At 69.8% G+C, this 26358-nt stretch carries 29 protein-coding genes; 15 read left to right on the forward strand and 14 right to left on the reverse strand.

Translation table 11 applies throughout. The features are described 5' to 3' along the window. The first annotated feature begins 157 nt into the window (after positions 1-157). A complete protein-coding gene (locus ACIO52_RS19190; protein ID WP_218720211.1) occupies positions 158-415 on the forward strand; it encodes a hypothetical protein in 258 nt (85 codons plus the stop codon). Here ACIO52_RS19190 and ACIO52_RS19195 read toward each other — a convergent pair. From ACIO52_RS19195 to ACIO52_RS19220, 6 genes are all read right to left on the reverse strand, one after another. Further along, a complete protein-coding gene (locus tag ACIO52_RS19195; protein WP_218720212.1) occupies positions 400-669 on the reverse strand; it encodes a hypothetical protein in 270 nt (89 codons plus the stop codon). The two genes, ACIO52_RS19190 and ACIO52_RS19195, sit on opposite strands and share 16 nt — an antisense overlap. 93 nt (positions 670-762) lie before the next feature. After that, complete coding sequence (locus ACIO52_RS19200; RefSeq protein WP_402645464.1) at positions 763-1740, reverse strand: aldo/keto reductase; 978 nt, start codon at positions 1738-1740, stop codon at positions 763-765. A 59-nt stretch (positions 1741-1799) separates the two neighbouring features. Continuing rightward, on the reverse strand, positions 1800-2597 hold the full coding sequence (locus ACIO52_RS19205; RefSeq protein ID WP_218720216.1) for an SCO1664 family protein: 798 nt from the start codon (positions 2595-2597) through the stop codon (positions 1800-1802). A gap of 4 nt (positions 2598-2601) precedes the next feature. Next, a complete protein-coding gene (locus ACIO52_RS19210; protein WP_218720218.1) occupies positions 2602-3189 on the reverse strand; it encodes a DUF3090 domain-containing protein in 588 nt (195 codons plus the stop codon). 50 nt (positions 3190-3239) lie between these two features. Next, the gene (locus ACIO52_RS19215) at positions 3240-3950 is read right to left on the reverse strand and encodes a histidine phosphatase family protein (protein ID WP_402645468.1); all 711 of its coding nucleotides are present in this window, start codon (positions 3948-3950) and stop codon (positions 3240-3242) included. Between the two features lie 31 nt (positions 3951-3981). Further along, a complete protein-coding gene (locus ACIO52_RS19220) occupies positions 3982-4923 on the reverse strand; it encodes an undecaprenyl-diphosphate phosphatase (RefSeq protein WP_218720221.1) in 942 nt (313 codons plus the stop codon). A 229-nt stretch (positions 4924-5152) separates the two neighbouring features. Between ACIO52_RS19220 and ACIO52_RS19225 the strand changes: the two genes are divergently transcribed. The 6 genes from ACIO52_RS19225 to ACIO52_RS19250 all read left to right on the forward strand — a co-directional run bounded on the left by ACIO52_RS19225 (position 5153) and on the right by ACIO52_RS19250 (position 10667). Continuing rightward, positions 5153-6130 carry an aldo/keto reductase gene (locus ACIO52_RS19225; RefSeq protein ID WP_218720222.1) on the forward strand — a complete coding sequence of 326 codons (978 nt, stop codon included), beginning with the start codon at positions 5153-5155 and terminating at the stop codon, positions 6128-6130. A 17-nt stretch (positions 6131-6147) separates the two neighbouring features. Further along, positions 6148-7161: a hemin ABC transporter substrate-binding protein gene (locus ACIO52_RS19230; RefSeq protein ID WP_402645471.1), complete on the forward strand. Its 1014-nt coding sequence runs from the start codon at positions 6148-6150 to the stop codon at positions 7159-7161. Then, positions 7158-8279, forward strand: coding sequence for a FecCD family ABC transporter permease (locus tag ACIO52_RS19235; protein ID WP_402645474.1), 1122 nt, complete (start codon positions 7158-7160; stop codon positions 8277-8279). The genes ACIO52_RS19230 and ACIO52_RS19235 overlap by 4 nt, the downstream gene beginning before the upstream one ends. Next, positions 8276-9175 carry a heme ABC transporter ATP-binding protein gene (locus ACIO52_RS19240; RefSeq protein ID WP_218720227.1) on the forward strand — a complete coding sequence of 300 codons (900 nt, stop codon included), beginning with the start codon at positions 8276-8278 and terminating at the stop codon, positions 9173-9175. Before ACIO52_RS19235 ends, ACIO52_RS19240 begins: the two co-directional genes overlap by 4 nt. A 56-nt stretch (positions 9176-9231) precedes the next feature. Then, on the forward strand, positions 9232-9807 hold the full coding sequence (locus ACIO52_RS19245) for a TetR/AcrR family transcriptional regulator (protein WP_218720228.1): 576 nt from the start codon (positions 9232-9234) through the stop codon (positions 9805-9807). 71 nt (positions 9808-9878) lie between these two features. After that, complete coding sequence (locus ACIO52_RS19250; protein WP_316574828.1) at positions 9879-10667, forward strand: oxidoreductase; 789 nt, start codon at positions 9879-9881, stop codon at positions 10665-10667. 52 nt (positions 10668-10719) lie between these two features. Here the strand turns inward: ACIO52_RS19250 and ACIO52_RS19255 are convergent, their stop codons facing one another. Continuing rightward, positions 10720-11340, reverse strand: a complete 621-nt coding sequence (locus tag ACIO52_RS19255) for an alpha/beta hydrolase (RefSeq protein WP_218720231.1) — start codon at positions 11338-11340, stop codon at positions 10720-10722. 167 nt (positions 11341-11507) lie between these two features. On the opposite strand from ACIO52_RS19255, the gene ACIO52_RS19260 reads away from it, so the two are divergent. After that, positions 11508-12101, forward strand: coding sequence for a hypothetical protein (locus tag ACIO52_RS19260; RefSeq protein WP_402645479.1), 594 nt, complete (start codon positions 11508-11510; stop codon positions 12099-12101). 209 nt (positions 12102-12310) lie between these two features. Here the strand turns inward: ACIO52_RS19260 and ACIO52_RS19265 are convergent, their stop codons facing one another. The 3 genes from ACIO52_RS19265 to ACIO52_RS19275 are packed head-to-tail and all read right to left on the reverse strand — an operon-like array spanning position 12311 to position 15306. Further along, a complete protein-coding gene (locus tag ACIO52_RS19265) occupies positions 12311-14407 on the reverse strand; it encodes an MMPL family transporter (protein WP_316574831.1) in 2097 nt (698 codons plus the stop codon). Between the two features lie 2 nt (positions 14408-14409). Continuing rightward, on the reverse strand, positions 14410-14943 hold the full coding sequence (locus tag ACIO52_RS19270; RefSeq protein ID WP_316574832.1) for a hypothetical protein: 534 nt from the start codon (positions 14941-14943) through the stop codon (positions 14410-14412). A gap of 6 nt (positions 14944-14949) precedes the next feature. Further along, the gene (locus tag ACIO52_RS19275) at positions 14950-15306 is read right to left on the reverse strand and encodes a hypothetical protein (RefSeq protein WP_218720236.1); all 357 of its coding nucleotides are present in this window, start codon (positions 15304-15306) and stop codon (positions 14950-14952) included. 162 nt (positions 15307-15468) lie between these two features. On the opposite strand from ACIO52_RS19275, the gene ACIO52_RS19280 reads away from it, so the two are divergent. From ACIO52_RS19280 to ACIO52_RS19290, 3 genes are read left to right on the forward strand one after another with little or no spacing between them, the layout of a single operon-like run. Continuing rightward, a complete protein-coding gene (locus tag ACIO52_RS19280; protein WP_218720238.1) occupies positions 15469-16479 on the forward strand; it encodes a YncE family protein in 1011 nt (336 codons plus the stop codon). Further along, positions 16479-16733: a DUF5703 family protein gene (locus ACIO52_RS19285; protein WP_218720240.1), complete on the forward strand. Its 255-nt coding sequence runs from the start codon at positions 16479-16481 to the stop codon at positions 16731-16733. Before ACIO52_RS19280 ends, ACIO52_RS19285 begins: the two co-directional genes overlap by 1 nt. An 8-nt stretch (positions 16734-16741) precedes the next feature. After that, positions 16742-17821, forward strand: coding sequence for a quinone-dependent dihydroorotate dehydrogenase (locus tag ACIO52_RS19290; RefSeq protein ID WP_402645484.1), 1080 nt, complete (start codon positions 16742-16744; stop codon positions 17819-17821). 4 nt (positions 17822-17825) lie between these two features. On the opposite strand, the gene ACIO52_RS19295 is transcribed toward ACIO52_RS19290, so the two are convergent. Further along, positions 17826-18221, reverse strand: coding sequence for a hypothetical protein (locus ACIO52_RS19295; RefSeq protein ID WP_218720244.1), 396 nt, complete (start codon positions 18219-18221; stop codon positions 17826-17828). A 225-nt stretch (positions 18222-18446) separates the two neighbouring features. On the opposite strand from ACIO52_RS19295, the gene ACIO52_RS19300 reads away from it, so the two are divergent. The 3 genes from ACIO52_RS19300 (at position 18447) to ACIO52_RS19310 (ending at position 22659) form a co-directional block, all read left to right on the forward strand. After that, entirely contained in the window at positions 18447-19940 is a 1494-nt protein-coding gene (locus ACIO52_RS19300; RefSeq protein ID WP_402645488.1) for a PfkB family carbohydrate kinase, read from the forward strand. Positions 19941-20013: 73 nt separating this feature from the next. Further along, complete coding sequence (gene ribA / locus ACIO52_RS19305) at positions 20014-20700, forward strand: GTP cyclohydrolase II RibA (RefSeq protein WP_218720248.1); 687 nt, start codon at positions 20014-20016, stop codon at positions 20698-20700. Between the two features lie 132 nt (positions 20701-20832). Then, positions 20833-22659: a long-chain fatty acid--CoA ligase gene (locus ACIO52_RS19310; protein ID WP_218720249.1), complete on the forward strand. Its 1827-nt coding sequence runs from the start codon at positions 20833-20835 to the stop codon at positions 22657-22659. Between the two features lie 57 nt (positions 22660-22716). Here the strand turns inward: ACIO52_RS19310 and ACIO52_RS19315 are convergent, their stop codons facing one another. After that, on the reverse strand, positions 22717-23244 hold the full coding sequence (locus ACIO52_RS19315; RefSeq protein ID WP_316574833.1) for a YbhB/YbcL family Raf kinase inhibitor-like protein: 528 nt from the start codon (positions 23242-23244) through the stop codon (positions 22717-22719). A 27-nt stretch (positions 23245-23271) separates the two neighbouring features. Then, positions 23272-24633 carry a M20/M25/M40 family metallo-hydrolase gene (locus tag ACIO52_RS19320; RefSeq protein ID WP_218720252.1) on the reverse strand — a complete coding sequence of 454 codons (1362 nt, stop codon included), beginning with the start codon at positions 24631-24633 and terminating at the stop codon, positions 23272-23274. A 145-nt stretch (positions 24634-24778) separates the two neighbouring features. On the opposite strand from ACIO52_RS19320, the gene ACIO52_RS19325 reads away from it, so the two are divergent. Further along, positions 24779-25729: an endonuclease/exonuclease/phosphatase family protein gene (locus ACIO52_RS19325; RefSeq protein WP_402645493.1), complete on the forward strand. Its 951-nt coding sequence runs from the start codon at positions 24779-24781 to the stop codon at positions 25727-25729. A gap of 9 nt (positions 25730-25738) precedes the next feature. Here the strand turns inward: ACIO52_RS19325 and ACIO52_RS19330 are convergent, their stop codons facing one another. Next, complete coding sequence (locus ACIO52_RS19330; protein ID WP_402645496.1) at positions 25739-26344, reverse strand: TetR/AcrR family transcriptional regulator; 606 nt, start codon at positions 26342-26344, stop codon at positions 25739-25741. Positions 26345-26358: the final 14 nt, after the last annotated feature.

A 26358-nucleotide genomic window follows, 5' to 3' on the forward strand; every position in this document is an offset into this window, starting at 1 on the left:
CCTGGGCAGATGGTTGCCGATGCGGATTCTCCGCGATCATTCTCACACGTCGGACGCTGCTGAATCCCGGACGTCCTCGAAGTGGAGTCGACCTTTCCGGCGCTTCTCGCCGTGCACCGACCGGTTACCGTTCTCCGCCGACGTGGACCTGCGCGCGATGGACGTGCCGGCGCTGGGCGTCGGCGACGTGCTCGTCGATTCGGCGCGCGGTGCCGAGCGGGCGCGGGCTTGCTTCGCGTGGGGCGAGGTGCGTGCGCTGCCCGAGGTGGGTCACGCGGTGCTGGGGCAGTCCGCGGCCATCGAGCGACTCCTCAGCGCGCACTCCGGCTGGGCCGGGGGCTGGGCGACGGCCCGGTGTCGCCGCGCGTCGGGAGCGGCGACACCGAACTCATCGTTCGATCACGCCTGCAGGTAGCACTGCACGTTCGCGCCGTCGACGTCCGGGCCGAACTGCGGCAGCGCGTAGAACGAGGCACCGACCTGATCGGCGGCCTGCACGGTGACGTCGGGCAGCGGAGCACCGGTGTTGCGGTCGGTAGCCTTGCACACGTAGGTCTTCTCGGCCCACCAGCCGCTGGGGAAGGCCTGCGCGGGCGCGGCCACGGCGGCGACGGCGCCGGTGAGCAGCAGCGCGGCGGCGGAGGTGGTGACGATCGATCGGGTCGACATAGATTTCCTCTGATCTTGCGTGGAATGACGAAAGTGCTTGGAGCACACTAGCACCGGCCCCGACCCGGAAAAGCAGCCTCAAGATACCCGACGTCAGCGGATCCGTGGGCCGGAATCGTCGACATCGACGCGGTCCACCGCGGCGCCGTAAACCATCGGGCTCGCATCGCATTCGGCGACGAAATCGGCCGGGAAGCCCCGGTCGAACGGCACCGCGTCGTCGAGCACTCGGACCGCGTCGGCGGGCAGGCGCAGTCGCGCCGCCGCCAGATTGCCCGCGAGTTGCTCGGCGGTGCGTACCCCGAGGATCGGCAGCACCGCGCGACTGCGCTGCCGTGTCCAGGCCAAAGCCACCTGCTCGGCCGCGACGCCCAGTCCCGAGGCCACATGGGTCACTGCCGCGACCGCGGCCATTTCCGAGGGCGTCGTGGCCCGGCCCGCCCCTGGCGAGAGAGCGCCCCCGGCCAGCGGTGACCACGCGGTGACGGTGAGCCCGAAGGCTTCGGCCATCGGCAGCAGTTCCCGTTCGATGCCACGTTCGAGCAGGTTGTAGGGCACCTGGACGGCGGCGAACGGGGTCCGATCGCGGGACTGCGCGAGCGTGTTGGCGCGGGCGATGACCCAGGCGGGTGCGTCGGAGATGCCGATGGCCAGCGCTTTTCCAGCCCGCACCACGTCGTCGAGGGCGCGCATCGTCTCCTCGATCGGCGTGTGCCGGTCCCACACGTGCACCCAGTACACGTCGACGTAGTCGGTGCGCAGCCTGCGCAGGCTCTGTTCCAGTGACAGCACCAGGTTCTTGCGGTGGTTGCCCGCCGCGTTGGGGTCGGTGGCGTCACGGCTGAGGGTGTACTTGGTGCCGAGCACGAAGCGGTCCCGCGCGCGCAGCACCCGGCCGAGGATCGCCTCGCTCTCGCCGTAGGCGGAGGCGGTGTCGAGGAAGTTGCCGCCCACCTCGGCATAGGTGTCGATGATCCTGGCGGCCTCGACGGGGTCGTCGAAACGCATGGTGCCCAGAGCGAACTCGGAGACGCGCAGGCCGGTATGGCCGAGCAGGCGGTAGCGGAGCATACGGTCAGTCTGGCGGGGAATCGCCGACGCAGGCAGACCGTGACAGGGCCACCCTGGGATCAGAACGCGGGCCAGGGAATCGGGCGCGACGAGTTGGGCAGCGGCATCACCGGATCCTCGAGCAGCGCCTTCGTGCGTTCGGTCAGCGCGGTGATCTCGGCGTCGGTGATGTGCTCGGCCAGCGAATCGGCCACGGCGCCGGGCAGATTCGCGGCGAACGCGGTGATGTCGGTGATCAGTGATTCGTGCACTGGGCGCCCGGCCCAGCCCCACAGCACCGTGCGTAGTTTCGGCTCGGCGTGCAGGCAGATGCCGTGATCGACGCCATAGACCTGCCCGTCGACGCCTTCGAGCGCGTGCCCGCCCTTGCGGTCGGCGTTGTTGAGCAGCAGGTCGAGCACCGCCATCCGCTGTAGGCGTGGATCGTCGGCGTGAATCAGTGACACCTCGTTGCCCTCACCGTCGAGAGCGCGCAGGACTTCGCAGAAACCGTCGGGCACCGTGCCCGGTCGGCACAGGTCGACCAGATCCAGGCGCGGCTTCGTCTCGGTGTGGTGGTCGACCGAGGTCACCCACCGCTGCACCATGCCGGGCCCGAACGGCCCGTCGCGCAACACCGTCTCCGGGATGACACCCCAGCCCAGCTGTTCGGAGATCAGGTAGGAGGCGACTTCCCGGCCGGCGAGGGTGCCGTCCGGGAAGTCCCACAGCGGACGCTCCCCGCGCACCGGCTTGTACACCACGCGCAGCGGTGCGCCGTCGGGCTCGGGCGCGGCGATCTCGCACACCAGCGTCAGGTTGCTGGCGACGCCGACACGGCCGACGATGTCCAGCTCGCCTTCGGTGAGTGCGGTCACCGGATCACTCCTCGTCGATCTCGGCCGCGCCGAAGATCTCGCCGCGCTTGTAGCCGTTGGTGCGCACGCACATGTGACCACGCGCGGACAGCGGTTCACCGCACAGCGGACACGGCGGCCTACCCGCCGCGATCACCCGCGCCGAGCGCAACGCGAATTCACGGGCCTGGATAGGGGTCAGGAAGACCCGCACGGCGTCGGGGCCTTCCTCGGTGTCGTCGAGCACCACCGATTCGTCGACCTCGGTCTCGGTGATCGCCAGCAGTTCCACCACCACGGCGCCCGCGTCGGCGTCCCAGCCCAGACCCATGGTGCCCACCCGGAACTCGGTATCGATCGGGGTCACCAGCGGCGCGACATCGCGGACGTCCTCGCCCTCCGGCGGCACCTCGGCGCCGAAGCGACGGGCCACCTCGTCGAGCAGCAGTCCCATCCGGTCGGCGAGCACCTTCACCTGCTGCTTCTCCAGCAGCACGCTGACCACGCGCGGTTCCTGCACAGCCTGCAGGTAGAACGAACGATCGCCCGGCTCACCGACGGTACCGGCGACGAAACGATCGGGGGTGCGAAATACATGGATTGCGCGTGACACATGCACCTCCTGCTACGTGACCCTGTTCGACACTCACGAACACCCTCCCTCTAAGGAGAATCGCGGTGTCCCGCATTCCCATTATCCGCGCCCGCGGCATTCGTCACCTCTCCACCGGGAGTCGGCGACGCGGTGACGGCGAGGGCGGACAGGTCGGCGCCGGTGTCGTTGAACTTCCACACCGACGGCCCGACCGGGCTGTACCGGACGACGCTGATCGAGGCGGGTTCCACCGCGATCCGCTGGAAACTGTCCAGATGCAGGCCGAGTGCGTCGGCCAGGATCGATTTGATGATGTCGCCGTGCGAGCAGGCGACCCACAGCACGTCACGGCCCGCCTGCTCGGACAAGCGGCGTTCGGTGTCGCGGACCGCGGCGACCGCACGCTGCTGGACCTGAGCCAGGCCCTCCCCACCGGGGAACACCGCACCGGAGGCGTGCCGCTGCACGACCTTCCACAGCGGTTCGGTGAGCAGTTCGGCCAGCGGGCGGCCGGTCCAGTCGCCGTAGTCGACCTCGATGAGCCGTTCGTCGTGCTCGGGTTCGAGGCCGAGTTTCTCGGCGAGCGGGGCGACCGTGCGCTGACAACGCAACAACGGTGAGCTGGCGATGTGTTCGATCGGCAGCGTCGCCAGCCGGTCGGCGACCGCGGCGGCCTGCTCGGTACCGCGGTCGGTGAGTTCGACACCGGGAGTGCGGCCGGCCAGGGTCCGCGCGGTGTTCGACGTGGACACTCCGTGCCGGAGCAGGATCACCGTCATGGGACCAGCCTAACCATCAGTGCCCGGCGGCTCAGGTCGCCGAGACGACGCCCGCGGCGAGCAGGCCCATCACGACCAGGCCGAGGATGATCCGGTAACCGACGAACCAGTAGAACGAATGCTTGCCGACGAACTTGAGCAGCCAGGCGACCGAGGCGTAGCCGACGACGAAGGCGATGATCGTCGCGACCAGCAGCTGCGGACCGCTGGCGTTGAGGCCTTCACCGGCGGGTTCGAAGGCGTCCGGCAGGCTGAACAGGCCCGAGGCGGTGACCGCGGGAATCGCGAGCAGGAACGAGAAGCGGACGGCCGCTTCGCGCTGCAGGCCGAGGAACAGACCCGCGGTGGAGGTGGCGCCGGAGCGCGAGACGCCGGGAACCAGCGCCAGACACTGCGCCAGGCCCATGATCAGGCCGTCGCGGGTGGTCAGCTGCTCGATCGGACGGGTCTTGCTGCCGAAATGCTCACCGGCGGCGATCACCAGCGCGAACGCGACCAGCATGAACGACACCAGCCACAGGTTCCGGGCGCCGGTGCGGATCTCGTCCTTGAACAGGAACCCGAGCACGCCGATCGGGATGGTGGCGATGATCACGTACCAACCGATGCGGTAGTCCAGTTCGCGCTGGGTGTCGCGCTCGTAGGCGTCGCGAGCGCTGCGATCCATCACCGGCAGTTTGGTGGTGACCCGGTCGGCGACCGCGACTTCGCGCTGGGATCGTTCGCGCAGCCGCATACCGAGGGTGGTGAACCAGGCGACGATGATTCGCCAGATGTCCTTGGCGAAGTACACCAGGACGGCGGCCTCGGTACCGAGCTGGGTGACGGCGGTGAACGAGGCGCCGGCGTCGTCGCCGAAGAACACGCCCGAGACGATGCGCAGGTGCGCCGAAGAGGAGACCGGCAGGAACTCGGTAAGTCCTTGCACAAGCCCGAGTACCAATGCCTGTATCCAGGTCATCGACTCGCCCACCGCGTCCTCCTGCTATCTCGTGCCCGAAAGACCGCGTCCTCCTGGGCTTTTGCTTCATGTGCGGCCGGGTGGGGCCGCGATCCCGCAGCGACCCTACCCGCCCGGCTGCGCCGGTGCCGCCCGCCCACCTTGGGATCTGCTGAGAGTGCGCGACGCCACGGGTCGTCGGCGAAGGCGGCCGAGGGCGGCCCATTAGGCTGGTCGACGTGACGAAAACGCGGGCGCGGTGATGGAACAGCGAACGGTGGGACGCAGCGGCCTTCGGGTGTCGCGAATCGGGTTGGCGACCCATACCTGGGGGACCCATACCGACGCCGACGAGGCGTCGGTGCAGTTGGCGGCGTTCACCGAGGCCGGTGGCACACTCGTCGATCTCTCCCCCGTCTACGGCAACGGCGCGGCGCAGCGGATCCTGGCCGATCTGCTCGGCGATCTGGTCGCCCGCGACGAGCTGGTGCTCAGCGGCAGCGCGGGTGTCGTGCTGCACGCGCCCGGCGCCGGTGTCGGCGATTCGGTGCCGGCCCCCGCGGCGACGGGCCCGGTGGTCGACGCCTCGCGACGGACGCTGCTCGCCCAGCTCGACCGCACGCTGCGTGAGCTCGGCACCGACCATCTCGATATCTGGAGCATCGCCGCCTGGGATCCCTACACCCCGCTCGACGAGGTCGCCGCGACCTTGGAGACCGCGGTCAGGACCGGCCGGACCCGCTACGCGGGCGTGCGCGGATTCGCGGCCTGGCAGCTGGCCAGTCTGGCCGCGATCGCGCCGATCACCGTGGCGCAGACGCCGTATTCGCTGCTCGCGCGGGGCACCGAGTCCGATGTGATCCCGGCCGCCCGGCACCACGGGGTCGGCATCATCGCCTCGGCGCCGCTGGCCGGAGGCATTCTCACCGGCAAGTACCGCGACGGCGTGCCCGCCGACTCGCGGGGTGCCGACGAGGCGACGGCCGCCGAGATCCGACGCAGGCTCGACGACGAGCGGGCGACGCGGGTGGTGGACGCGTTGGTCACCGCGGCTGATGGCCTCGGCACCTCACCGCTGGCGGTCGCGCTGGCCTGGATCCGCGACCGGCCCGGCATCGCGAGCATGATCGTCGGTGCCCGTGACATCGGTCAGCTCACCGGCGTGCTGGCCGCCGAGACCCTCGAACTGCCGCGCGCGATCGCGGCAGCCCTGGACGATGTGAGCGCCCGTTCCGAATGATGGCTAGCCTTACCTGCATGAGACTGCGTGGTGTGCTGACGGCGATGCTCGCGGCGACGGTGCTGACCGGCGCCGTCGCCTGCACGGGAAGCAACCCCGCATCGACTGCCACCACCGGCGGCCCGGTGACCGCACAGCTGACCGACCTCGACCCGGTCCCGATCGGTGCCGCGCCCACTCCGCAACTGCCCGTGACCGCACGGTCCTTCGACGGCACCGAGGTGACCGTCACCGACACCTCGCGGATCATCGCCGTCGACCGCTACGGCACCCTGGCCCAGACCGTGTACGCCCTCGGGCTCGGCGCGAACCTCGTCGGCCGCAGCACCTCCGCCTCTTTCCCCGCCGTCGCGAACGTGCCGAACGTGGCGGGCGGCAACGGCAGCCTGAGCGTCGAAGCGGTGCTCGCGCTGCGCCCGTCGGTGTTCCTGACCGATACCACCAGTGCCGCACCCGCCGTGCGTGAACAACTGCGGGCGGCGGGCGTCACCGTCGTCTACTTCGACCCGCAGCGCACCATGGACGGCGTCGTCCCGCAGATCGAGGCCGTCGCCGGCGCACTCGGTGTGCCGGAGGCGGGCACCCGGCTGGGCCGGCGCACCCGCGACGAGATCGCCGCCGCCACGGCCCGCGTGCCGAAGCGGGACCCGCAGCCCACAATCGCCTTCCTGTACTTGCGCAGCAGCGCGATCACCATGATCGCGGGCCCCGGCTCGGGCGCGGACTCGCTGATCACCGCCATCGGCGCCGTCGACGCGGGCACCGCATCCGGGGTCGGCGAACCGTTCACCGCGATCACCAGCGAGGCGATGATCGCCGCGGCGCCCGATGTGCTGCTGGTGATGTCGGACGGGCTGAAGTCCGTCGGCGGGGTCGACGGCCTGGTGAAGGTGCCCGGCATCGCCCAGACTCCCGCCGGTCGCAATCATCGGGTCGTGGACATGGCCGACGCGGTGGTGCTCAGCTTCGGCCCCAACACCGGCCGCGTCATCACCGCCCTGGCCGACGCCGTCTACGGCAAGCCGGCATGAGCGATGCCCCCGACCTGACGAAGTCCGCGGACGCCCCGCGGATCGACGACGCGACGCCGGACCCGTTACCGCACCCTCGGCACCGGACCGCCCGGGTCGCTGTCGTCTTCGCCGTCGCGCTGCTCGCGCTGGTCGTGCTGGCGCTGGTGTCGTCGGTGCTGGGTCAGGTGCCGACCACCGCGGCCGAGGTGCTGGGCAGCGTCGCGCACCGGATCGGGCTCGATCTCGGCCCCCTGCCCGCCCATCCGGCGGGCGAGGTGACGCTGTGGGAGGTGCGATTCCCCCGGGTGGCCCTCGCGATCCTGGTCGGCGCCGCGCTGGCGACGGCGGGAGCGTTGCTGCAGGGCGTGTTCGCCAACCCGCTCGCCGAACCCGGCGTGATCGGTGTGTCGGCGGGCGCCGCGGTCGGCGCGGGCACGGTCATCGTGGTCGGTGGCGCGTTCGTCGCGGCCTGGTCGGTGGCCGCCGCGGCGTTCGTCGCGGGCCTGCTCACCACAGTGCTCGTGTACCTGCTGTCCCGGTCGGGTGGGCGGACCGAGGTGGTGACGCTGATCCTGACCGGTGTCGCGATCAACGCGTTCGCGGGCGGTCTGATCGCCCTGCTGCTGTTCGTGGCCACTCCCGCCGCGCGCGATCAGATCGTGTTCTGGCAGCTGGGCAGCCTCAACGGCGCCACCTGGCAGGCCGTGGCGATCGTGGCCGTACTCACCGCGGCAGGGGTGCTCGCCGCCGTCCTGATCGCGCCACGCCTGGATCTGCTCGCCCTCGGCGACTCCGCCGCCCGGCACCTCGGTGTCGATGTCGAGCGGTTGCGCAGGCAGGTCATCGTGGTGGTGGCCGTGCTGACCGCCGCGGGTGTGGCGTTCAGCGGCATCATCCTGTTCGTCGGGCTCATCGTGCCGCACGTGGTCCGGATGCTGGTCGGGCCGGGCCATCGAGTGCTGGTGCCGCTGAGCGCGATCGTCGGCGCGGTGGTGCTGCTCGGGGCCGACGTCCTCGCGCGCACCCTGGTCGACAATGCCGACCTGCCCCTGGGCATGTTGACCTCGCTCATCGGCGGCCCGTTCTTCTTCTGGCTGCTGCGCCGCACCCGGGCCCGCGCGGGAGGCTGGGGATGACCGACATCCGACCCCACGATCCGGCGGTGGCCACACCGGTGACGCCCCCGCGCCGCGCCCGGTCCTGGCGCAGCCTGTTCGCCCGGACACCCGATGTGCCGCACCGGCCCGCACCCGGCACGGTGACCCTGCGCGCGGCCGGACTGACCGTTCGGCGGGGTAGCCGGACCGTACTCGAGAACATCGACTTCCAGGTGGCGGCGGGCGAGATCGTCGCCCTGGTCGGCCCGAACGGGGCAGGCAAGTCGAGCCTGCTCGCCGCGCTGGCCGGGGAACTCGAACCCGATTCCGGCGCCGTGCGGCTCGAAGGGCACGCGCTGTCCCACTGGACCCCTGCCGACATGGCTCGTCGCCGCGCGGTGCTGCCGCAGTCGCACGCGGTCGGATTCCCGTTCACCGCACGCGAAGTCGTCGCGATGGGCCGCGCACCGTGGCTGCACACCCCCGCCGCCGACCACGACGACGAGCTCATCGCCGCCGCGCTGGCGGCCACCGACGTCACCCACCTGGCCGAGCGGATCTTCCCGTCGCTGTCCGGCGGCGAACGCGCCAGGGTCGCGCTGGCGCGAGTTCTCGCCCAGGACACCGCCACCCTCTTGCTCGACGAGCCCACCGCCGCTCTCGATCTCGGCCACCAGGAGGCCGTGCTGCGCTTGGCCGCGACCCGCGCGACCGAGGGCGCGGCCGTGGTGGTCGTCGTCCACGATCTCGGGGTCGCCGCCGCTTACGCCGACCGGGTCACGGTGCTGGATGCCGGTCGGGTCGCCGCAGACGGCCCACCGCGCACGGTCCTGACCCCCGCACTCCTCACCGAGGTCTACCGTCACCCCGTCGACGTCTTCGATCACCCGGTCACCGGCGCCCAACTCGTCCTGCCCGAGCGTGGTCAGCACTGATCGCGAATTCGGGTCGAGTTATTGACCCAGAGGTATAGAATCTCTACGGTGACACCATGGCCAGGCCACGCAACTTCGACGCCGACACGGTGATCGATCGCGCCATGGACCAGTTCTGGTCCTACGGCTACGCCAACACCTCCCCCGCGCAACTCGCCGACGCCACCGGCATCGGCAAAGGCAGTCTCTACAACACCTTCGGCAGCAAGCGCGCGCTGTTCGATCAGGCGCTCGAACGCTACGGGCACAACGGCGTCGCCATGGCCGAGGACTACATGTCGCGCCCTGGCACCACCCGCGACTGTCTGCGTGCCTACCTGCGCGCCGCCGTGGATCTCGACTTCACCACACCGGTCCGGCGCGGCTGCCTGGCGGTCAATACCGCCGCCGAGTTCGGTGGCCAGGACCCGGCGATCACCGAGACCCTGCGTGGCATCGAGCGCCGCATCGTCGCGACACTGGCCGCCCGGATCGACCGAGGTCGCCGCGACGGCGATGTCGACGCCGCCGTCGATCCGGGCGCGGTCGCCGCCCTCCTGTTCACCACCAGCGCCGGCTTGCGCATCATGGCCAAGACCAACGACGCCCCCGAGCTCTACCGTCTCGTCGATGTCGCGCTGACCGTCCTCTGATCTCCCACTCGGCCATCGAGTGGCTTCCGCCTGTCCGAATATTTGACCTGTAGTTCAAGAAAGGTAGTTTCATGGATCTCGCACTCACCGGCAAGACCGCGGTCGTCACCGGGGCCTCCCGTGGCATCGGCTTGGCCGTCGCCGAAGCCTTCGCCGAGGCAGGCGTCCGCGTCGTCGGCGCGGCCCGCACCATCACCCCCGAACTCGAGAAGGTCTCGGCCGCTACGGTTTCCGCCGACCTCAGCACCCGGGACGGTGCGGTCACGGTCATCGACACCGCGCTCGAGGAACTCGGCGGCATCGACATCCTGGTCAACAACGTCGGCGGCGGCGACCCGGAATGGCTCGACCTGGACGGGTTCCTCCACAGCACCGACGACCAATGGCGCCACTACCTCGACCTCAACCTCTTCAGCGCGATCTGGGCCACCCGAGCCGCCCTGCCCAGCCTCCTCGACCGGCGGGGCGTCATCGTCAACGTGTCCTCGATCAACGCCCACGTCCCCGGCTCCGGTCCGGTCGGCTACAGCGAGGCCAAGGCCGCCCTGGCGTCGTTCGGCAAGCGTCTCAGCGAAGAGTTCGGTCCGCGAGGGGTGCGGGTCAACACGGTCTCCCCCGGCCCGGTCGGGACCCGGATCTGGCGCGACGAGCATCGCATCGGCGCCAAACTGGCCTCCGCCCAAGGAGTATCGCAGGAACAGTTCCTCGACGCGCTGCCCGCACAGTTCGACATCGCCTCCCGCCGCATCACCGAACCCGAGGAGGTCGCCGCCCTGATCACGTTCCTCGCCTCCGGCAGAGCCGCCAACATCGTCGGCGCCGACTTCGTCATCGACGGCGGCATCATCAAGACCACCTGATCCCCACCCGGCGGCTGGCCCGTACTCACGCGTCCGCCGCCCGGGTTCAGCCTCACAGCTCGCATGCGCGCCACCACTCGTGCGCAATGGCGATGTCCGCTGAGGTCACGGCGTGACCGACGGATAGCACACGATGGGTCACCGGCGCACCCGCACGACGCAGCCGTCCGGCCAATCGCCGACCGTCGCCAGCTGACCTGCGGTCGTCGTTCGCGCCGTCGACGATCAGCACCGGCGTGCGATCCGACCGGTAGCGATCGTCGTCGGCGAACGGCGACAGTGGCCGGAACAGAATCGCCCCCGCCAGCAACTCGGGGCGGGCCATCAGCAACGCCGCGGCCATGATCGCACCGTTGGAGAACCCGATCACGACCGGCAGGCGGGTGAGATGGAGTCGGGAGCACGACGTTTCGATGAACTCGGCCAGCACCGGCACCCGGGCGTCCAGGTCCGTTTCGTCCACCCGGCGATCCGGAAAGCGACGGAAGAAAGCGTACCCGCCATCCGTGACGACGGTTCCACGGATACCAAGTCGCGCCGCTCCCGGCGCGATGTCCTCGGCCCACGGCAGCAGGTCGGATTCGGTGCCGTCCGAGCCGTGTAGCAGAACGAGCGGAGCACGAGCGGTGTCGATACCGGAGAGGAATCGGTAGGCATGCGACAGTTTCGGCACGGAACCATCCAACACCTCGGTGCCGGCGAGACCCTGGTCAGCGCCGGATGATCTCGAGCAACGCCGGGTGCGGACCGTGCTGGGGTGTGCCCGTGGAGGGGAGGCTCTTTCGGCACCGAGGTCTGTGACAAACGGCCCTGCCTTCGCCAGCGACGCGGGGAGTGTAGTTGGAGGCATCCACGGTGAAGAGAAACACTCGCGGCGGCGTCGGCAGGGCCGGTTCGCATGATCATCGCGTCGTTGCGGTCATGCAGAGGGAGGTGGGTGCGATCAAGACGGTGACAGGGCTCCTGCCGCTGGCGGTCGTTCTCTTGGTGGTGGTCGTCCTGGTCTGGTGGTTGCTGGACCGCGACAGTCCCATGGGTGCGTGGTTGGTCGCGGCGATCCTGTTCGCACACGGCTGGGTGCATCTGGTCTTTCTGTTTCGGGCACCCCCGCGCGGGTCCGCTGACACGGATGCGGACAACTCGTTCGATACGGATCACTCGTGGTTGATCGGTCGGGGAATCGACAGCCGACTCGTGTACTCGGCGGGTCCGGTGCTGGCCGTGGTCACGTTCGTAGCACTGGCCGCGGCCGCGCTGGCGGTGCTCGGATGGCTGGTCCCGGACACCTGGTGGACCGGTCTCACATCGGCCGGAGTCGCCGGTTCCACAGTGTTGCTCGTGTTGTTCTTCGCGCCCACCCTCGTACTCGGGTTCATCATCAACGCCGGCCTGATTGCCTTGGCGTTCCAGACAGCCTGGGTGGTGCCGCGGTGACATCGACCCGCACGCCGCGATGTTGTCTGGAACGGCACCCGCAGCGGCGGGACTCGTCGCGATAGCCGCGCGATTTGTGGGCACGAAACCCGTCGGTGCATCGGCGAAGATTTTCCGGCCCGAGGAATCGGTAGGCATGCGACGGTTTCGGCACGGGGACATTCAACCGGCACGGGCTCGCCGGCAGGAAGATGCCGGCGAGCCTGCGATCAGCGCCAGATGATCTTGAGCAGGGCCGGGGTGAGGACCATGCGGATGATGGTCGCGTCGATGATGAGGGCCACGATCATGCCGTAGGCGATGTACTTCATCAGGACCAGATCGGAGAAGCCGAACGCACCGGTCACCACGATGAGGATCGCCGCGGCCGAGGTGATCACGCCGCCGGTGTGGGCGACGCCGTAGCGGATGGATTCGGTGGCGTCGGCGCCCGATGCCCGTTTCTCCGCGATCCGCGACAGCAGGAACACCTCGTAGTCGGTCGACAACCCGAAGATCACGGTGACGATCAACGCCACCACCGCGAACATCAGCGGGCCGGGCGTGAACTGGAAGGTCCCGGCGCCATGGCCTTCCACGAAGATCCAGGTGAGCACGCCCAGCGTCGAGACCAGGCTCAGCGCGCTCATCGCGACGGCCTTCACGGCCAGGATCACCGACCGGAACGCGATCACCATCATCGCCAGCGCCGCCGCCATCAGAATCGCCAGCAGCAGTGGCAAGCCGTCGATGAGGCCGTTGATACTGTCGCGTTCCAGCGCCGGGATACCGGCGACCATGATCCGCACGCCCGGTGGTTCGGGCAGGGCCCGCAGGGTGTCGATCACCCGGTCGGCGTCGCGCTTGTCGCCCAGCCCGGCCGAGAGCACGTTGACCCCGTCCTTCGTCGGCGCCGCGGGTTCGAACCGCCCGGTCAGCCCGGGCACCTGATTGGCCTCGTACCGGATGTCGCTGAGCTGCTGCGGCGTCGCGTTCACCACGACCAGCTTCAGCGGTTCGGTGCGGAACCCGGGAAACAGATGGTCGAAGTCCTCCTGCGCGACGCGCGCCGGATTGTCCGCGGCCAGGTACTTCTCGCTGATCCCGCCGAACTCGATATGGCGCAGCGGGATGCTCAACGCCAGCAGGCCGAGCACGATCGGGATGACGACCGCCCACGGCCGCCGCATCGCCCACTGCGCCAGCCGGGAGAAGAACCCGGCATCGATCTCGGCCTCGGTCTTGCTGCGGGAGAACCGCTTCCAGCCCAGCCAGTCGATGCGGCGGCCCGCGATGCTCAACGCGGCGGGCAGTGCGGTCACCGACAGCAGCGCCGCCAGCATCACCGCGGAGATGCCGCCGTAGGGCACCGACCGCAGCACGCCGTTGGGGAAGATGAACAACGCGCCGAGACTGATCGCGATGATCGCGGCGGAGAACAACACGGTGCGGCCCGCGGTCGCGACGGTGCGCGCGGTCGCCTCCTCCACGCTGCGCCCCGCCGCCAGCTCCTCCCGGAACCGGGTGACCGTGAAGAGCCCGTAGTCGATCGCCAAGCCGAGGCTGACCAGCGTCATCACCGCGCTGGCGAACACGTTGACCTCGATATGGGCGGTGAGGAACCGCAGGATGCCGGAGGTGCCGAGGACGGTGAGCCCGCCGATCATCACCGGCAGCAACGCCCCGATGACGCCGCCGAACACGAAGTACAGCAGGATCGCCACGATCGGCAGCGCGATGATCTCCGCCCGTCGGATGTCGTGCTGCATACCGATATTGATGCCCTCGACCACCGGCTGGAGCCCGGCCAGTTGCACGGTCGTGCCGCCCGGTCCCGCTCCGGCAACATCGGCGTTCAGATGCGGTTTGAGGGCCAGGTAGTTGTTGACCGTCGCCGTTCCGCCGCCACCGGCCAGACCGATACTGGCGAAGGCGTGCTGCTTGGTGGGGTCGGAAGCGTTCGCCGAGAAGGGACTGTCCCAGTAGCTGTCGATCTTGTGGATGCGCTCGCCGTAGCGTGCGCGCAGGTCCGCCAGCGCGGCGACGACGGGGCCACGCACCCCGGGATCGTCGACGGTGGTGCCAGGTGGCGCGGTGTAGATGACGATCAGGTCGCCGTCGGTGTCGCGGCCGAAGATGTCGTCGGCCAGCTTCGAGGCCGCCACCGACTCGCTGGACTCGTCGAACCAGCCCTCCTGGGTGTAGCGGCCGGCCATATCGCGGCCGAACCAGCCCGAGATCAGCACCGTCAGGACGAACACGCCGAGCACGAGGTAGCGGTGGCGGTGGACGAATCGGCCCCACCGCATCGCGCGCGATTCCCGCATCGTCAGCCGCAGGCGGCGGTGCGGTAGTCGGCCGAGCGCAGGATGCCGCACAGATCGGTGCGCGAGATCTTCCACTTCCCGTCGAGCAGCACGAAATGCACGATAGTGGTGCGGATGTTGGTGCCCGAACCGTCCTTGTCCAGGCGCATGGTGGCGGTCAGGGTGCCGTCACGATTGTCGAAGACCGGGTCGACGACGCCGTACACCGCGTGCGGGTTGTCGCGCAGCGCTTTGTACATATCGGGGATGGCGTCCTTGAACGCGGCGCCGTCCTCGATCAGGTCGGTGCGTTCGACATCGGGCAGGTTCGGGTCGAGCGCGCGCTTGATCTGCGCGTCGAGTTCCGCGGCGGTCGGCAGCGGCACATTGGCCTTGCTCGACGACACCGCGATGGAGGCGGACAGGGAAGCGTTGGCCGAAGACCGTGCGGCGTCGACCGAGGCCTCGTCGGTGCCTCCACCGCATGCGGTGAGAGCGACGAGGGCCGTGAGGCAGGCGGTGGCCGCAGCGGCCCTGGCGAAAAATGTGGAAGACATCACCATCTACATACCATCAATGACGGCACTGATCCGGCCCAGGATGCTCCGCACGGTCGTGGTGTCCCGCGGCGCGGCCCTCGGGACCGGGATCGCGTCGTGGATCAGATCGCGGACGAACGCGGTGACACTGCGCTCGTCCCCGAGGTCGATATCGGTGACCGGTGCCTGCGCGGTGGCGACCACATCATCGGCGCCGGGCACGGCTTCACCCAGGTCGGGGCGGTAGATCTGCAGCGTGAGGGTGGCGCGGCGGGTGCGGAAGGCGAACAGGCGGCCGTCGTCGGTGGTGCCGAAGCCGTGGGCGAACGGGCCCACGGTGATGTCATCGATGCCGAACCCCGCGGTTGTCCGGTCGGTCATCGCGATGATCTCCTGCCGTTCGCCGGTAACGGATTGTCGACACGTCAACAGTAACCCCCGTCACCGACAGGCCCGACGTGCGCCACCCGGTCGGAGCTACCGGTGAGTCATCATGGTCAGATGGTGATCAGCGGTCACCTCGTGAGATTAGGAGTTCGGTGCATGCGCCCTCGCGGCTCGGTCGCCTCAGCGCTGGTCGGCGCGGCGGCACTGGTATTGCTGACCGGATGCGCCGGTGAGGACGGCGCCCCGGACGTACCGACCAGAGAACCCGCCACCGCGGCCGTCTCCCCCGCCACCGCTACCGCCCCGGCGGGGCAGGTCGTCCCCGCCGCCGCCACGAAAGCCTTGCTGGCCGAACGCGAGACCGGCCGTCTTGCCGCGCTCGACACCGCGGGCACCACACTGTCGCTGATCGACCCGGCCGCGCCCACCGCCGCGCGGACCGTCACCCTGCCCGCCGCGGGCGCCGCCCTCGCCCAGGGCAAGCCGGGCGAAGTCCTCGTCGCCGCGCCGAACCGCGTGCTGCGGGTGGACGCGAGCGCGGGCACCGTCACCGAGGTCGCCGTCGACGGTGACGTGCACAGCGTGCAAACACGCACCGACGGCAACCTCGTGGTCGGCACGGCCGATGGCACGATCGTCGAACTACGCCCCGACGGCAGCGTCGCGCGCACCGTCACCGGCCTCGTCTCGGCCGACGCGATCGCGCTGACCGGCGAGCACATCACCGTCCTCGACCGCAAGCAGACCGCCGTCGTCAGCGTTCGCGACGACGCCCTCGGCCTGATGCTGCGCGCGGGCGACGGCGCCGCCAACGCGATCGCCGACCCGGAGGGACGGATCATCGTCACCGACACCGCGGGCGGCGAACTGCTGGTCTACTCGGCCGGTCCGCTCGTCCTGCGGCAGCGTTTCCCGGTAGCATCATCGCCTTACGCGCTCGCCTACGATCCGCGGTCCAGCACGGTGTGGGTGACCTGCACGCAGAGCAACGAGGTGGTCGGATACGACCTGTCGACCGGGATCGGCGTCGAGGTGGGGCGGTTCCCCACTCTGCGACAGCCCGACGCGGTGACCGTCGACCCCCGCACCGGCGACCTGTTCGTGGCCTCGGCCACGGGCGACGGTCTGCAGCGGATCGGCGCGGACGAGCGGAAGAGAGGGCAGTGATGGCCGCCAGATCTCACGGTTCGCGCTCGGCGGTACCGCCGAGCTGGGAAACCAGCAACGACGACTACGAATACGTCCCCCTGCGTCTGCCACCGGAGGTCACCCGGGTCACCGCCTCGATGCGGTTGGCCATTCAGGCCGAGTTCGGTGGCTGGGAGTTGTCGCGCGTGCGCGCCTACACCGACGGCAGCCGCCGGGTGTTGTTGCGCCGCCGCAAGAATGCCGTCCTGCCTGTGCCCGAGCCCGGAATGTGAGCCGACCCATGTACGCCCTGCTACTACGCCTGATGTTCCTGATCCCGCCGGAGCGGGTGCACCACCTGGTGTTCTCCGCCCTGCGGTTCGCCACCTGGTTCCCGCCGACCCGCTGGCTCGCGCGCAAGTTGACCGTCGTCGACGATCCGATCCTGGCCACCACGGCCTTCGGTGTCGACTTCCCCGCCCCGCTGGGACTGGCCGCCGGTTTCGACAAGAACGCCGACGGCGCGAACACCTGGGGCTCGCTCGGATTCGGTTTCGCCGAGATCGGCACCGTCACCGCGCACGCGCAGCCGGGTAACCCGGCCCCGCGCCTGTTCCGGCTGCCCGCCGACCACGGTCTGATCAACCGGATGGGTTTCAACAACCACGGTGCCGCGGCCGCCGCCGCCCGCCTGCACGGCGCGCACCCCACGGTCCCGATCGGCGCGAACATCGGCAAGACGAAGGTCACCGAACCCGAGGCCGCGGCCGGCGATTACGCCACCAGCGCCCGGTTGCTCGGCCCGCTCGCCGATTTCGTGGTCGTCAACGTCTCGTCCCCGAACACGCCCGGTCTGCGTGACCTGCAGGCGGTCGAGTCGCTGCGCCCGATCCTGCAGGCCGTGCTGGACAGCGTCAGCGTCCCGGTGTTGGTGAAGATCGCCCCCGACCTGTCCGACGACGACATCGACGCGGTCGCCGACCTGGCCGTCGAGCTGGGTCTGGCCGGCATCGTCGCCACCAACACCACCATCCGCCGCGACGGTCTGGCCACGCGTGCCGCCGAGGTGGAGGCGATGGGCGCGGGCGGCCTGTCCGGTGCGCCGGTCGCCGAGCGCTCCCTGGAAGTCCTGCGCCGCCTCTACGCCCGTGTCGGCGACCGGCTGGTCCTGATCTCGGTCGGCGGCATCGAAACCCCCGAGCAGGCCTGGGCCCGTATCCTCGCCGGCGCCACCCTGCTGCAGGGCTACACCGGCTTCATCTACGGCGGCCCGTTCTGGACCACCCGGATCCACCGCGGCATCGCCGCCAACCTGCGGGCGGGTGGTTTCCGTTCGCTGGCCGACGCGGTCGGCGCCGAGCACCGCGCCCCCTCGGCCTGAGGGTCTATCCGTAGTACGCCCGGGGTGCCCGGTCGTCGCTTCCCAGCAGCCGCGTCGGCCGCAGCCTGCTCGGGAAGTGGGCGGGCGCCGGTGGGTCGTGCACGGAATCGCCGGCCGCTCGGGATCGCTCGTCGACACGTTTGGCGAGCTTGATCAGCGCCTGCTGCCAGATGATGCCGAGCACGTCCGCGCGGGCGCTGATCTCGGCGTGCGCGAGGCGATCGTGGGCGGCCGCGAGGTCGCTGACGAGTTCGTCGAGTTCCATCCCCGCCCACGCCTGTTCTCGGGTGACGGTGAACTCGGGCAGCCAGCTCAACCGCCAGGTATCGGGTCCGATGCGTTGCGCGAATTCCGGCGTGCGGTCGCTGCGCAGCGTGTCGTCGGTGCTGTGAATAGTCATCGCGGACCTGCCTTCCCCGGCGGGGAGTCACACCCTCCGAGAGTCTGGCGGGGCATGCGCTCCCCGTATCCCAGTGTGGCATTTGCCTTTTGTTGCGGTCAATTGCCATTGTAGAGAGGTAATTGCCGCAAACCGGGCGCGGCAAACCCGGCATTGTGGCGATCGCAGTACGGCGTCCGCCGCCTCACCGGGGCGCGGGGCCGCCGTCAGGTCATGGGAGGCAGCATGCCGATGGTCCCTCAGGATGCTCGCGTCGCCGCCATTCGCAGCATCCTGACCAGGCTGGGCAAGTACTCGGGCCTGAGCGCAGAACGGCTGCGGCACACCGAGATCGACGCCGCGCCCCTGCTCGAGCTGCTGTCGGTGCGTCGACACGCGCGGCGAACCGGGGCCGGTCCCGAGGAGTCGATCCTGCCGGTGGTGCGTGAGGTCGCGCAGTGGCTGCCCCCGACCGACCGGCTGATCGTGGACGCCGCGCTCTCGCTCGGCCTGTTCCGTGACCGTCCCGGCGTCGGTATCGATGTCGAACGCCTCTATGCGGACAACCTCGGCGAACGTCGAGAGGCCTTGACCGAGCAGTGGGTCGCCCTGCACACCCAGCTCGACGTGGACCCGGTTCCCGAGGCGCCGACCGTCAAACGCCTGCGCACGGTGTCCGAGCACGGCGCCTTCACCGCGCTGGCCGGCCTGCTGGCCACCGACTCCGGCTATCCGATGGCCGGACCGGCCACCGGTCAGCCCGCGGAGGCGGTGTCGGCGCCGCGTGGTGTCGTCACCGTGCTCGGCGACGCGGTCATCGACCACCTCTACCGGGTGGATGCCTTCCCCGCCGCCGACGGCGCGGCCAACGGCAGTTTCACCGGGCATCCCGGCGGCAAGGGCCTCAACCGAGCCGTCGCCGCCGCCCGCCTCGGTATCGACGTGCATCTGGTGGCCGCGGTCGGCGGCGACGAGTACGGGCGCCGGATCCTGGAGTTCATCGAGGCCGAACGGGTCCGGCTGGACCTGATCAAGGTGGTGCCGTTCGCGCCGTCGCTGGTGACCGCGGTGGTGCTGACACCCAACGGCGAGTCCCGCATGATCGGCTGCCGCGACAGCCGGGTCCAGCTCCAGGACGAGGACGTACACCGGCCCGAACTGCGGTCCGCACTGGAAGCCTCCGACGTGGTGATCCTGAGCTTCGAGCCGCCGACGGCGATCATCGAGCAGGTGCTGTCGGTGGTGGCGCAGATCCATCCCAAGCCGCCGGTCATCGTGTGCCCGACGCCGTCGATGGCGGTGCCGCAGAGCCTCTATCAGTACCTGGGCGTGGTCGACTATCTGGTCGGCACCGCGGGTCAGCTCGCGGCGATGCTGCCCGACGTTCCCGCCGAGTCCGCCGACGACATCGCCCGGCTGCTGCGCGGCCTCGGCGTCGGCACCGTGTGCACGGTCGAGAACTTCCGCTGCGCCGTCTCCTCCGACACGGTCGAGACCGTCGTCGACCACTTTCCGCAGGTGCTCAAAGCCTCGGTGGGTGCCGCGGCGGCGTTCACCGCCGCCCTCGCCTACCGGCTCGTCAACGCCCGAACCCCGCTGGTCGCAGCCGATTACGTGTGGACGACGGCGGCGATGATCCCGACGCAGAAACTGGGCGCGGTGGCGGTATCGATGCCCAGTGTCGACGAGATCGACCGCATCGTCCGGCTGTACGCGGCCCCGGGACCGGACCAGGGGTAAAGTCGCGGCGTTCATCTCGCACGCCCAGTCCGACGACGGCGGTCGCGCCGCCCTGTCCCCGCACGGAGGATCGTTGACCATACTGTCGTTCGGCAGTGCCAGAACCGGGCGTGCCGGTGCCGACACCGCGCACCGACTGAGTCGCCGGGGCAGCGACCTCCCGGTCCGGGTCATCGAGATCGCCGATCCCACCGACGGCGGCTATCTGCTCGTCTTCGGCGAACCACGCGACGGCTGCCTCGTGCGGGTGCATTCGCGCTGCCTCTACGGCGAAGGCCTGGGCTCCGACGACTGCGATTGCGGTGCGGAACTGGCGACCTCGATGGACCGGATCCAGGCCGAGGGCGCCGGTGTCCTCGCCTATCTCGAGCAGGAGGGTCGCGGCGCGGGCCTGCTGTGGAAGGCCCGCGGATATCGCGAGAGCGAACGCACCGGCGCCGACACCTTCGACAGCTATCAGCGCTTGGGTCTCGACCCCGACACCCGGCGCTACGACGCCGCCGCGACCGCGGTACGCGAACTCGGGCTCACTCGAGTCCGGCTGCTGACCAACAACCCCGACAAGTGTCGTGCCCTGGACCGCGCGGGCATCGCCGTCGACCCCGTGGCCCTGACCATCACCTTGCATACGGCCCGGGGCAGGCAATACCTGCAGGCCAAGCGCCGACATCGCGCCCACACCATCCCGGCCGATCCGCTCGCCGAGGCGGCACCGAACGCCGCGTCCCCGTCTCGGTGGTGGCCACGTCGTCGGCGGTAACCGCCGCCACAATCCCGTATGTCCGGTTACGATGAGTGAGCTGTGCCACTGTGATGCCCATCGCTCGAGATGATGAGAGGGATTCACTCGCATTGGCTCGGCATCCGGAACGGCCTATTCGGGAACAGGGATATGACAGACATCGGTTTCGCGCACGCCTCGGGCGTCACGGTGCACACCGTGCCCGCCGCCTTCCAGCAGACCGCCGCGTTGCGGCCCGACCAGATCGCCTTGCGCACGGTCGGCGGCACCCAGCAGATCACCTGGGCGGAGTACGCGACACGGGTGCGGGCGCTGGCCGCCGGCCTGGCGAAACTCGGTGTGCGCCACGGTGACGCGGTCGGCATCATGCTCACCAACCGCCCCGAGTTCAATCTGATCGACACCGCGGCCCTGCACCTGGGCGCGACGCCGTTCTCGGTGTACAACACCAGCTCCCCCGAGCAGATCGCGCACGTGTTCGCCAACGCGGGCAACAAGGTGGTGGTCACCGAGCAGGCCTTCCTCGACGTCATCCGGGAATCCGGCGCCGAGGTCGAGCACACCGTGCTGGTCGACGGCACCGCCGAAGGCACCCTCGGCCTGGCCCAGCTGGAATCCGATCCGGAGCCCGACTTCGACTTCGACGCCGCGTGGCAGGCCGTGCAGCCGGGCGATCTGGCCACCCTGATCTACACCTCCGGCACGACCGGCCCGTCCAAGGGCGTCGAGCTCACCCAGAGCAATGTGATCGCGCAGGTCGTCGGCCTGGTGTCCGGTCCGCTGCCGGTCGGTTTCGACGACCGCGCGGTGTCGTACCTGCCCGCCGCGCACGTCGCCGACCGCATCTCCGCGCACGCGATGAGCCTGCTCACCGGCATCCAGATCACCACCGTGCCCGACCCGCGCGAGATCGCCGCCGCGCTGCCCGACGCCCGTCCCACCGTGTTCTTCGGTGTGCCGCGGGTGTGGCAGAAGATCAAGGCGGGCATCGAGAACAAGCTCGCGGTCGAGCCGAGCCCGGTGAAGAAGGCGCTGGCCAACTGGGCGATCGGGGTCGGTGTCGCGCAGGCCAAGGCCAAGCTGTCCGGTGAGGGCGGCTCGCTGCTGCTCGGCGTGCAGCACAAGGCCGCCGACGCCCTGGTGCTGTCAAAGCTGCGCGAGGCGCTCGGTTTCGGTGAGCTGAAGGTCGCCGCGTCCGGTGCCGCCCCGGTGCCCGCGGAGACCCTGGAGTACTTCCTGGGCCTCGGATTCGCGGTCAGCGAGGTGTGGGGCATGTCCGAGACCACCGGTGTCGGTACCTTCACCGATCTGGACAAGCCGCGTCCCGGCTCGGTCGGTCGCGTCATGGACGGTGTCGAGCTGCGGCTCGACGCCGACGGTGAGGTACTGATCCGCGGACCGATCGTCACCCCCGGCTACCGCAACATGCCCGACAAGACCGCCGAGGCGATCGACGACGCCGGCTGGCTGCACACCGGCGACATCGGCACCCTCGACGCCGACGGGTACCTGCGCATCGTCGACCGCAAGAAGGAACTGATCATCAGCGAGGCGGGCAAGAACATCGCCCCCTCCAACATCGAGAACGCGATGAAGGCCGCGTCCTCGATGATCGGTCAGGCCGTCGCGATCGGCGAGGCCCGCCCCTACATCACCGCGCTGATCATGCTCGATCCCGATGTCGCGGCATTGCGTGCCAAGGAGTTCGGTGCCACCGACGCGACCCACGCCGAGCTCGCCCGGCGCAGCGAGATCGTCGAGGAGGTCAAGGCCGCGGTGTCGGCGGGCAACCGCAAGCTGTCCCGGGTGGAGCAGATCAAGCGCTTCGTGATCGTGGAAACCCTGTGGGAGCCGGGCGGTGACGAACTGACCCCGAAGATGTCGCTCAAGCGCACCCCGATCGCGGCCAAGTACGCCGAGCACATCGAGCAGCTGTACGCCGCGACGCCGGCCGAACACGTCGTCAATGTGAAGTAGCACGAGAACGGCCGTGGCCCCGGGAATTCCGACTCCCGGGGCCACCGCCGTATGTGCTCAGTTCTGCTCGTAGGTCCCGATCAGAGTGGCCCGGCCGAGCGTGTGGAAGAACAGGTTGAACCCGAGGTAGGCCGGCGTCGCGTCCGGCCCGACTTCCAGCTCGGGCACGTCGACGGCGTGCACCACCACGAAGTACCGGTGCGGGCCGTGGCCCTGCGGCGGCGCGGCGCCGACGAAGCCCGGGAAACCGCCGTCGTTGCGCAGCGTGACCGCGCCCGCGGGCAGGGTGCCACCTTCACTGCCCGCGCCGGCGTCGAGCTCGGTGACCGAGGCGGGGATGTTGGCCACCGCCCAATGCCAGAAGCCCGAGGCGGTCGGCGCGTCCGGGTCGTAGACGGTGACCGCGAAGCTTTGTGTGCCCTCGGGGAAACCGGACCAGCTCAGCTGGGGCGAGACGTCTTTGCCGCCCGCGCCGAACACGCCGGACACCTGGTCGTTGGCCAGCGGCTGACCATCGGTGATGTCGGCGGAGGTGACGGTGAACGACGGAACCTGCGGCAGTGCGTCATACGGGTTGTAGCTCATGGGGTCTCCGATTCGTGGCGTCGGTGCTCAGCTGTGCAGGAGGAAGTGTTCCAGGACCCGGGTGCCGAATTCCAGTGACCGCACCGGGACCCGCTCGTCCACCCCGTGGAACAGGGCGGTGAAGTCCAGTTCCGGCGGCAGCTGCAGCGGCGCGAAGCCGAAGCAGCGAATACCCAACCGCGCGAACGCTTTCGCATCGGTGCCGCCGGAGAGCATGTAGGGCACGGTGCGCCCGTCGGCGTCGTGGGCCAGCACCGCGTCGTTCATGGCGTCGACGAGGTGGCCGTCGAAGGTGGTCTCGTAGGAGTCGAGCTTGGTGATCCACTCGCGTTCGACGTCCGGGCCGATGAGCTCGTCGACCTCGCGTTCGAACGCGGCCTGCCGCCCCGGCACCACGCGACAGTCCACCACGGCCTCCGCGGTCTGCGGGATGACATTGGCCTTGTAGCCCGCCTGCAGCATCGTCGGATTGGCCGTATCGCGCAGGGTGGCGCCGATGATGCGGGAGATGGTGCCGAGCTTGGCGAGCTGACCCTCGATATCGGGGCCCTCCGGGTCGAACTGCAACCCGCTCTCCTCGCTGACCGCGGCGAGGAACTCGGCCACCGAGTCCGACAGCACCACCGGGAAGGTGTGCCTGCCCAGCCGCGCGACGGCCTCGGCGAGGATGGTGACGGCATTGTCGTCGTGCAGGAACGAACCGTGCCCGGCGCGGGCCTTGGCCCGCAACCGCATCCAGCCCAGACCCTTCTCGGCGGTCTCCACCAGATAGAGCCTGCGTTCGGTGCCGTCGGGGCGCGGCACGGTCAGCGAGAAGCCGCCGACCTCGCCGACCGCCTCGGTGACCCCGTCGAACAGGTCGGGCCGGTTGTCCACCAGCCACTGCGACCCCCATTTGCCGCCGTTCTCCTCGTCGGCGAGGAAGGCGAACACCAGGTCGCGTGGCGGGACGGTGCCCTCGGCCTTGAACTGGCGGGCCAGGGCCAGCGTCATGCCGACCATGTCCTTCATGTCGATCGCGCCGCGGCCCCACACGTAGCCGTCGCGGACCGCGCCGGAGAACGGGTGCACGCTCCAGTCGGCGGCCTCGGCGGGCACGACGTCGAGGTGTCCGTGGATCATCAGCGCGCCCCGGCTGGAGTCGGCGCCCTTCAATCGCGCGAAGACGTTGCCGCGACCGGGCGCGCCCGACTCGACGTACTCGGTCTCGTAGCCGACCTCCTGCAATTGCGCGGCCACCCACTCCGCGCACTCGCGTTCGCCTTTGGTGGTCGCCAGCTCACCGGTGTTGGAGGTGTCGAACCGGATCAGCGCACTGACCAGCTCCACCACCTCGTCCACCGCGCGGGACCGTTCGTTCGAACCAGAACTCTCGCCAGATGCCGACACGTCCCCTTTCCTACCACCCCGGCGGTGTCCCCCGCGCCGACTCCCCTGGCTCACGCGGATTCCGCCGCTGCTGGCGACTACTGCTCGTGCTGAGCCGAATTCCCCGGATTCGCGTGTCCGCTGCCCGGCGTGTTTGGCTGTGGCGATGAGATCGCAGGTCGTTCGGGTCGGGACGCTGCTGCTGGCGGGCGCCGCGACGGCGGCGGGTGCGCTGGGTGTGGCGTTGCGTTACCTCGACTGGTCGGCGGAACCGCTGGTGCTCGCCGCGTCCGGCGCGCCCTACCTGATGGGCGGGGCGATTCTGGGCGCGGTGGGGTTCGCGGTGACCCGGCAGTGGGTCGCGACCGGCGCCGCGGTCGTGGTCGCCGGACTCGGTGTGGCGACGCAGGCGCCGTTGTACTTCGCCGACGGCGGGGGCGAGGGGCCGGCGATCACGGTGATGCAGGCGAATCTGCTGTTCGACGGCGCCGACCCGGGCGCGCTGGTGGCACAGGTGCGCTCGCGCGATGTCGCGGTGCTCACCGTCAACGAACTCACGCGTACCGCCGTGACCGAACTGGGGCGCGCGGGCCTGGACGAGGTGTTGCCGTACCACTATCTCGCCCCGGGGCAGACCGCGAGCGGGACCGGGATCTGGAGTCGATTCCCGTTGTCGGACACCGTCGAATACGACGGGTATGTCCTCAATCAGATCTCGGCGACCGCCATGATTCCGCAGGTCGGGCCGGTCTCGGTCTACGCGGTGCATCCGGTCCCGCCGGTCTACGACACCGGAGTGTGGGCCGACGAATTGTCCCGGCTCGGCGAGGTCCTACGCCGGTCCCCGGCCGATCGCCCGGTGATAGTGGGCGGGGATTTCAACGCTACCTACGACCACGCGCGGTTCCGGGCGCTGGCATCGGGCCGGTTCGCCGATGCCGCCGCGCAGGCCGGTGCCGGGCACCTGGTCACCTACCCGACGGATAAACGTCTGCCGCCACTGATCGGCATCGACCACGTGCTGCTCGCCGGGGCGCACGCCACCGCGGTGACGACCGTCGCGCTGCCCGGCGCCGATCACAAAGCGCTGGTGGCTCGCGTCGTGCTCGTCCGCTAGCGGGATCGCTCAGCCCGCGGCATGGTCGCGGGCCGCGAGGAGCGCGTCGATCCGTGCTCCGACCGCACGGCCGGCCGCGTGCAGCGGTTCGGCCGAGCGCATGGTTCTGGCCAGCACGAACGCGCCTTCCAGGGAGCTGAGCAGGCCGAGGACGAGGTCGCGGGCGTCGGCGGTGTCCAGACCACGGCGCACGAAATAGGCGGTGCCCTGGTCGATCCAGTCCGCGACGACCTCAGCGGCGACGGCCCGGAGCTCCGGTTCGCTGTCGGCGATCTCCCCGGCGACCGTGCCGACCGGGCACATGTTGATCCACCCCGACTCGGCCATCGTGCGCGCGGCATCGTCGAACGCCGCGGGCACCGCGACACGCAGATCGGGGTGTGGGTCCATCAGCAGGGGCAGCAGCTGGATGTAGGCGGCGCCGGAGCTGCGCAGCGCCTCCGCCGCGATCTGCACCTTGCCGTGCGGAAAGTGGTGGTAGAGCGACCCCATCGGCGCCTGTGCGGCGGCGGTGATCTGTTTGACGGTGATCGCGCTGTAGCCGTGCGTGCGCATCAGCTCGGCGACCGCGACGACCAGCCGATCCCGGGTAGCCGTTGACATCTTCTCGCTCACCACACCAGACTAGA

Source organism: Nocardia sp. NPDC087230, from assembly GCF_044744725.1.
Lineage (GTDB): Bacteria > Actinomycetota > Actinomycetes > Mycobacteriales > Mycobacteriaceae > Nocardia > Nocardia canadensis.

What these genes read in the sequence shown, in the direction of transcription:
- ACIO52_RS19195 (WP_218720212.1), bottom strand. Translation starts at nt 669, where the DNA reads ATGTCGACCCGATCGATCGTCACCACCTCCGCCGCCGCGCTGCTGCTC.
- ACIO52_RS19265 (WP_316574831.1), bottom strand. Translation starts at nt 14,407, where the DNA reads ATGCGGGAATCGCGCGCGATGCGGTGGGGCCGATTCGTCCACCGCCAC.
- ACIO52_RS19200 (WP_402645464.1), bottom strand. Translation starts at nt 1,740, where the DNA reads ATGCTCCGCTACCGCCTGCTCGGCCATACCGGCCTGCGCGTCTCCGAG.
- ACIO52_RS19190 (WP_218720211.1), top strand. Translation starts at nt 158, where the DNA reads ATGGACGTGCCGGCGCTGGGCGTCGGCGACGTGCTCGTCGATTCGGCG.
- ACIO52_RS19225 (WP_218720222.1), top strand. Translation starts at nt 5,153, where the DNA reads ATGGAACAGCGAACGGTGGGACGCAGCGGCCTTCGGGTGTCGCGAATC.
- ACIO52_RS19315 (WP_316574833.1), bottom strand. Translation starts at nt 23,244, where the DNA reads ATGAGCTACAACCCGTATGACGCACTGCCGCAGGTTCCGTCGTTCACC.
- ACIO52_RS19285 (WP_218720240.1), top strand. Translation starts at nt 16,479, where the DNA reads ATGGCCGCCAGATCTCACGGTTCGCGCTCGGCGGTACCGCCGAGCTGG.
- ACIO52_RS19245 (WP_218720228.1), top strand. Translation starts at nt 9,232, where the DNA reads ATGGCCAGGCCACGCAACTTCGACGCCGACACGGTGATCGATCGCGCC.
- ACIO52_RS19235 (WP_402645474.1), top strand. Translation starts at nt 7,158, where the DNA reads ATGAGCGATGCCCCCGACCTGACGAAGTCCGCGGACGCCCCGCGGATC.
- ACIO52_RS19310 (WP_218720249.1), top strand. Translation starts at nt 20,833, where the DNA reads ATGACAGACATCGGTTTCGCGCACGCCTCGGGCGTCACGGTGCACACC.
- ACIO52_RS19240 (WP_218720227.1), top strand. Translation starts at nt 8,276, where the DNA reads ATGACCGACATCCGACCCCACGATCCGGCGGTGGCCACACCGGTGACG.
- ACIO52_RS19275 (WP_218720236.1), bottom strand. Translation starts at nt 15,306, where the DNA reads ATGACCGACCGGACAACCGCGGGGTTCGGCATCGATGACATCACCGTG.
- ACIO52_RS19230 (WP_402645471.1), top strand. Translation starts at nt 6,148, where the DNA reads ATGAGACTGCGTGGTGTGCTGACGGCGATGCTCGCGGCGACGGTGCTG.
- ACIO52_RS19250 (WP_316574828.1), top strand. Translation starts at nt 9,879, where the DNA reads ATGGATCTCGCACTCACCGGCAAGACCGCGGTCGTCACCGGGGCCTCC.
- ACIO52_RS19215 (WP_402645468.1), bottom strand. Translation starts at nt 3,950, where the DNA reads ATGACGGTGATCCTGCTCCGGCACGGAGTGTCCACGTCGAACACCGCG.
- ACIO52_RS19295 (WP_218720244.1), bottom strand. Translation starts at nt 18,221, where the DNA reads ATGACTATTCACAGCACCGACGACACGCTGCGCAGCGACCGCACGCCG.
- ACIO52_RS19300 (WP_402645488.1), top strand. Translation starts at nt 18,447, where the DNA reads ATGCCGATGGTCCCTCAGGATGCTCGCGTCGCCGCCATTCGCAGCATC.
- ACIO52_RS19325 (WP_402645493.1), top strand. Translation starts at nt 24,779, where the DNA reads ATGAGATCGCAGGTCGTTCGGGTCGGGACGCTGCTGCTGGCGGGCGCC.
- ACIO52_RS19280 (WP_218720238.1), top strand. Translation starts at nt 15,469, where the DNA reads ATGCGCCCTCGCGGCTCGGTCGCCTCAGCGCTGGTCGGCGCGGCGGCA.
- ACIO52_RS19290 (WP_402645484.1), top strand. Translation starts at nt 16,742, where the DNA reads ATGTACGCCCTGCTACTACGCCTGATGTTCCTGATCCCGCCGGAGCGG.
- ACIO52_RS19270 (WP_316574832.1), bottom strand. Translation starts at nt 14,943, where the DNA reads ATGTCTTCCACATTTTTCGCCAGGGCCGCTGCGGCCACCGCCTGCCTC.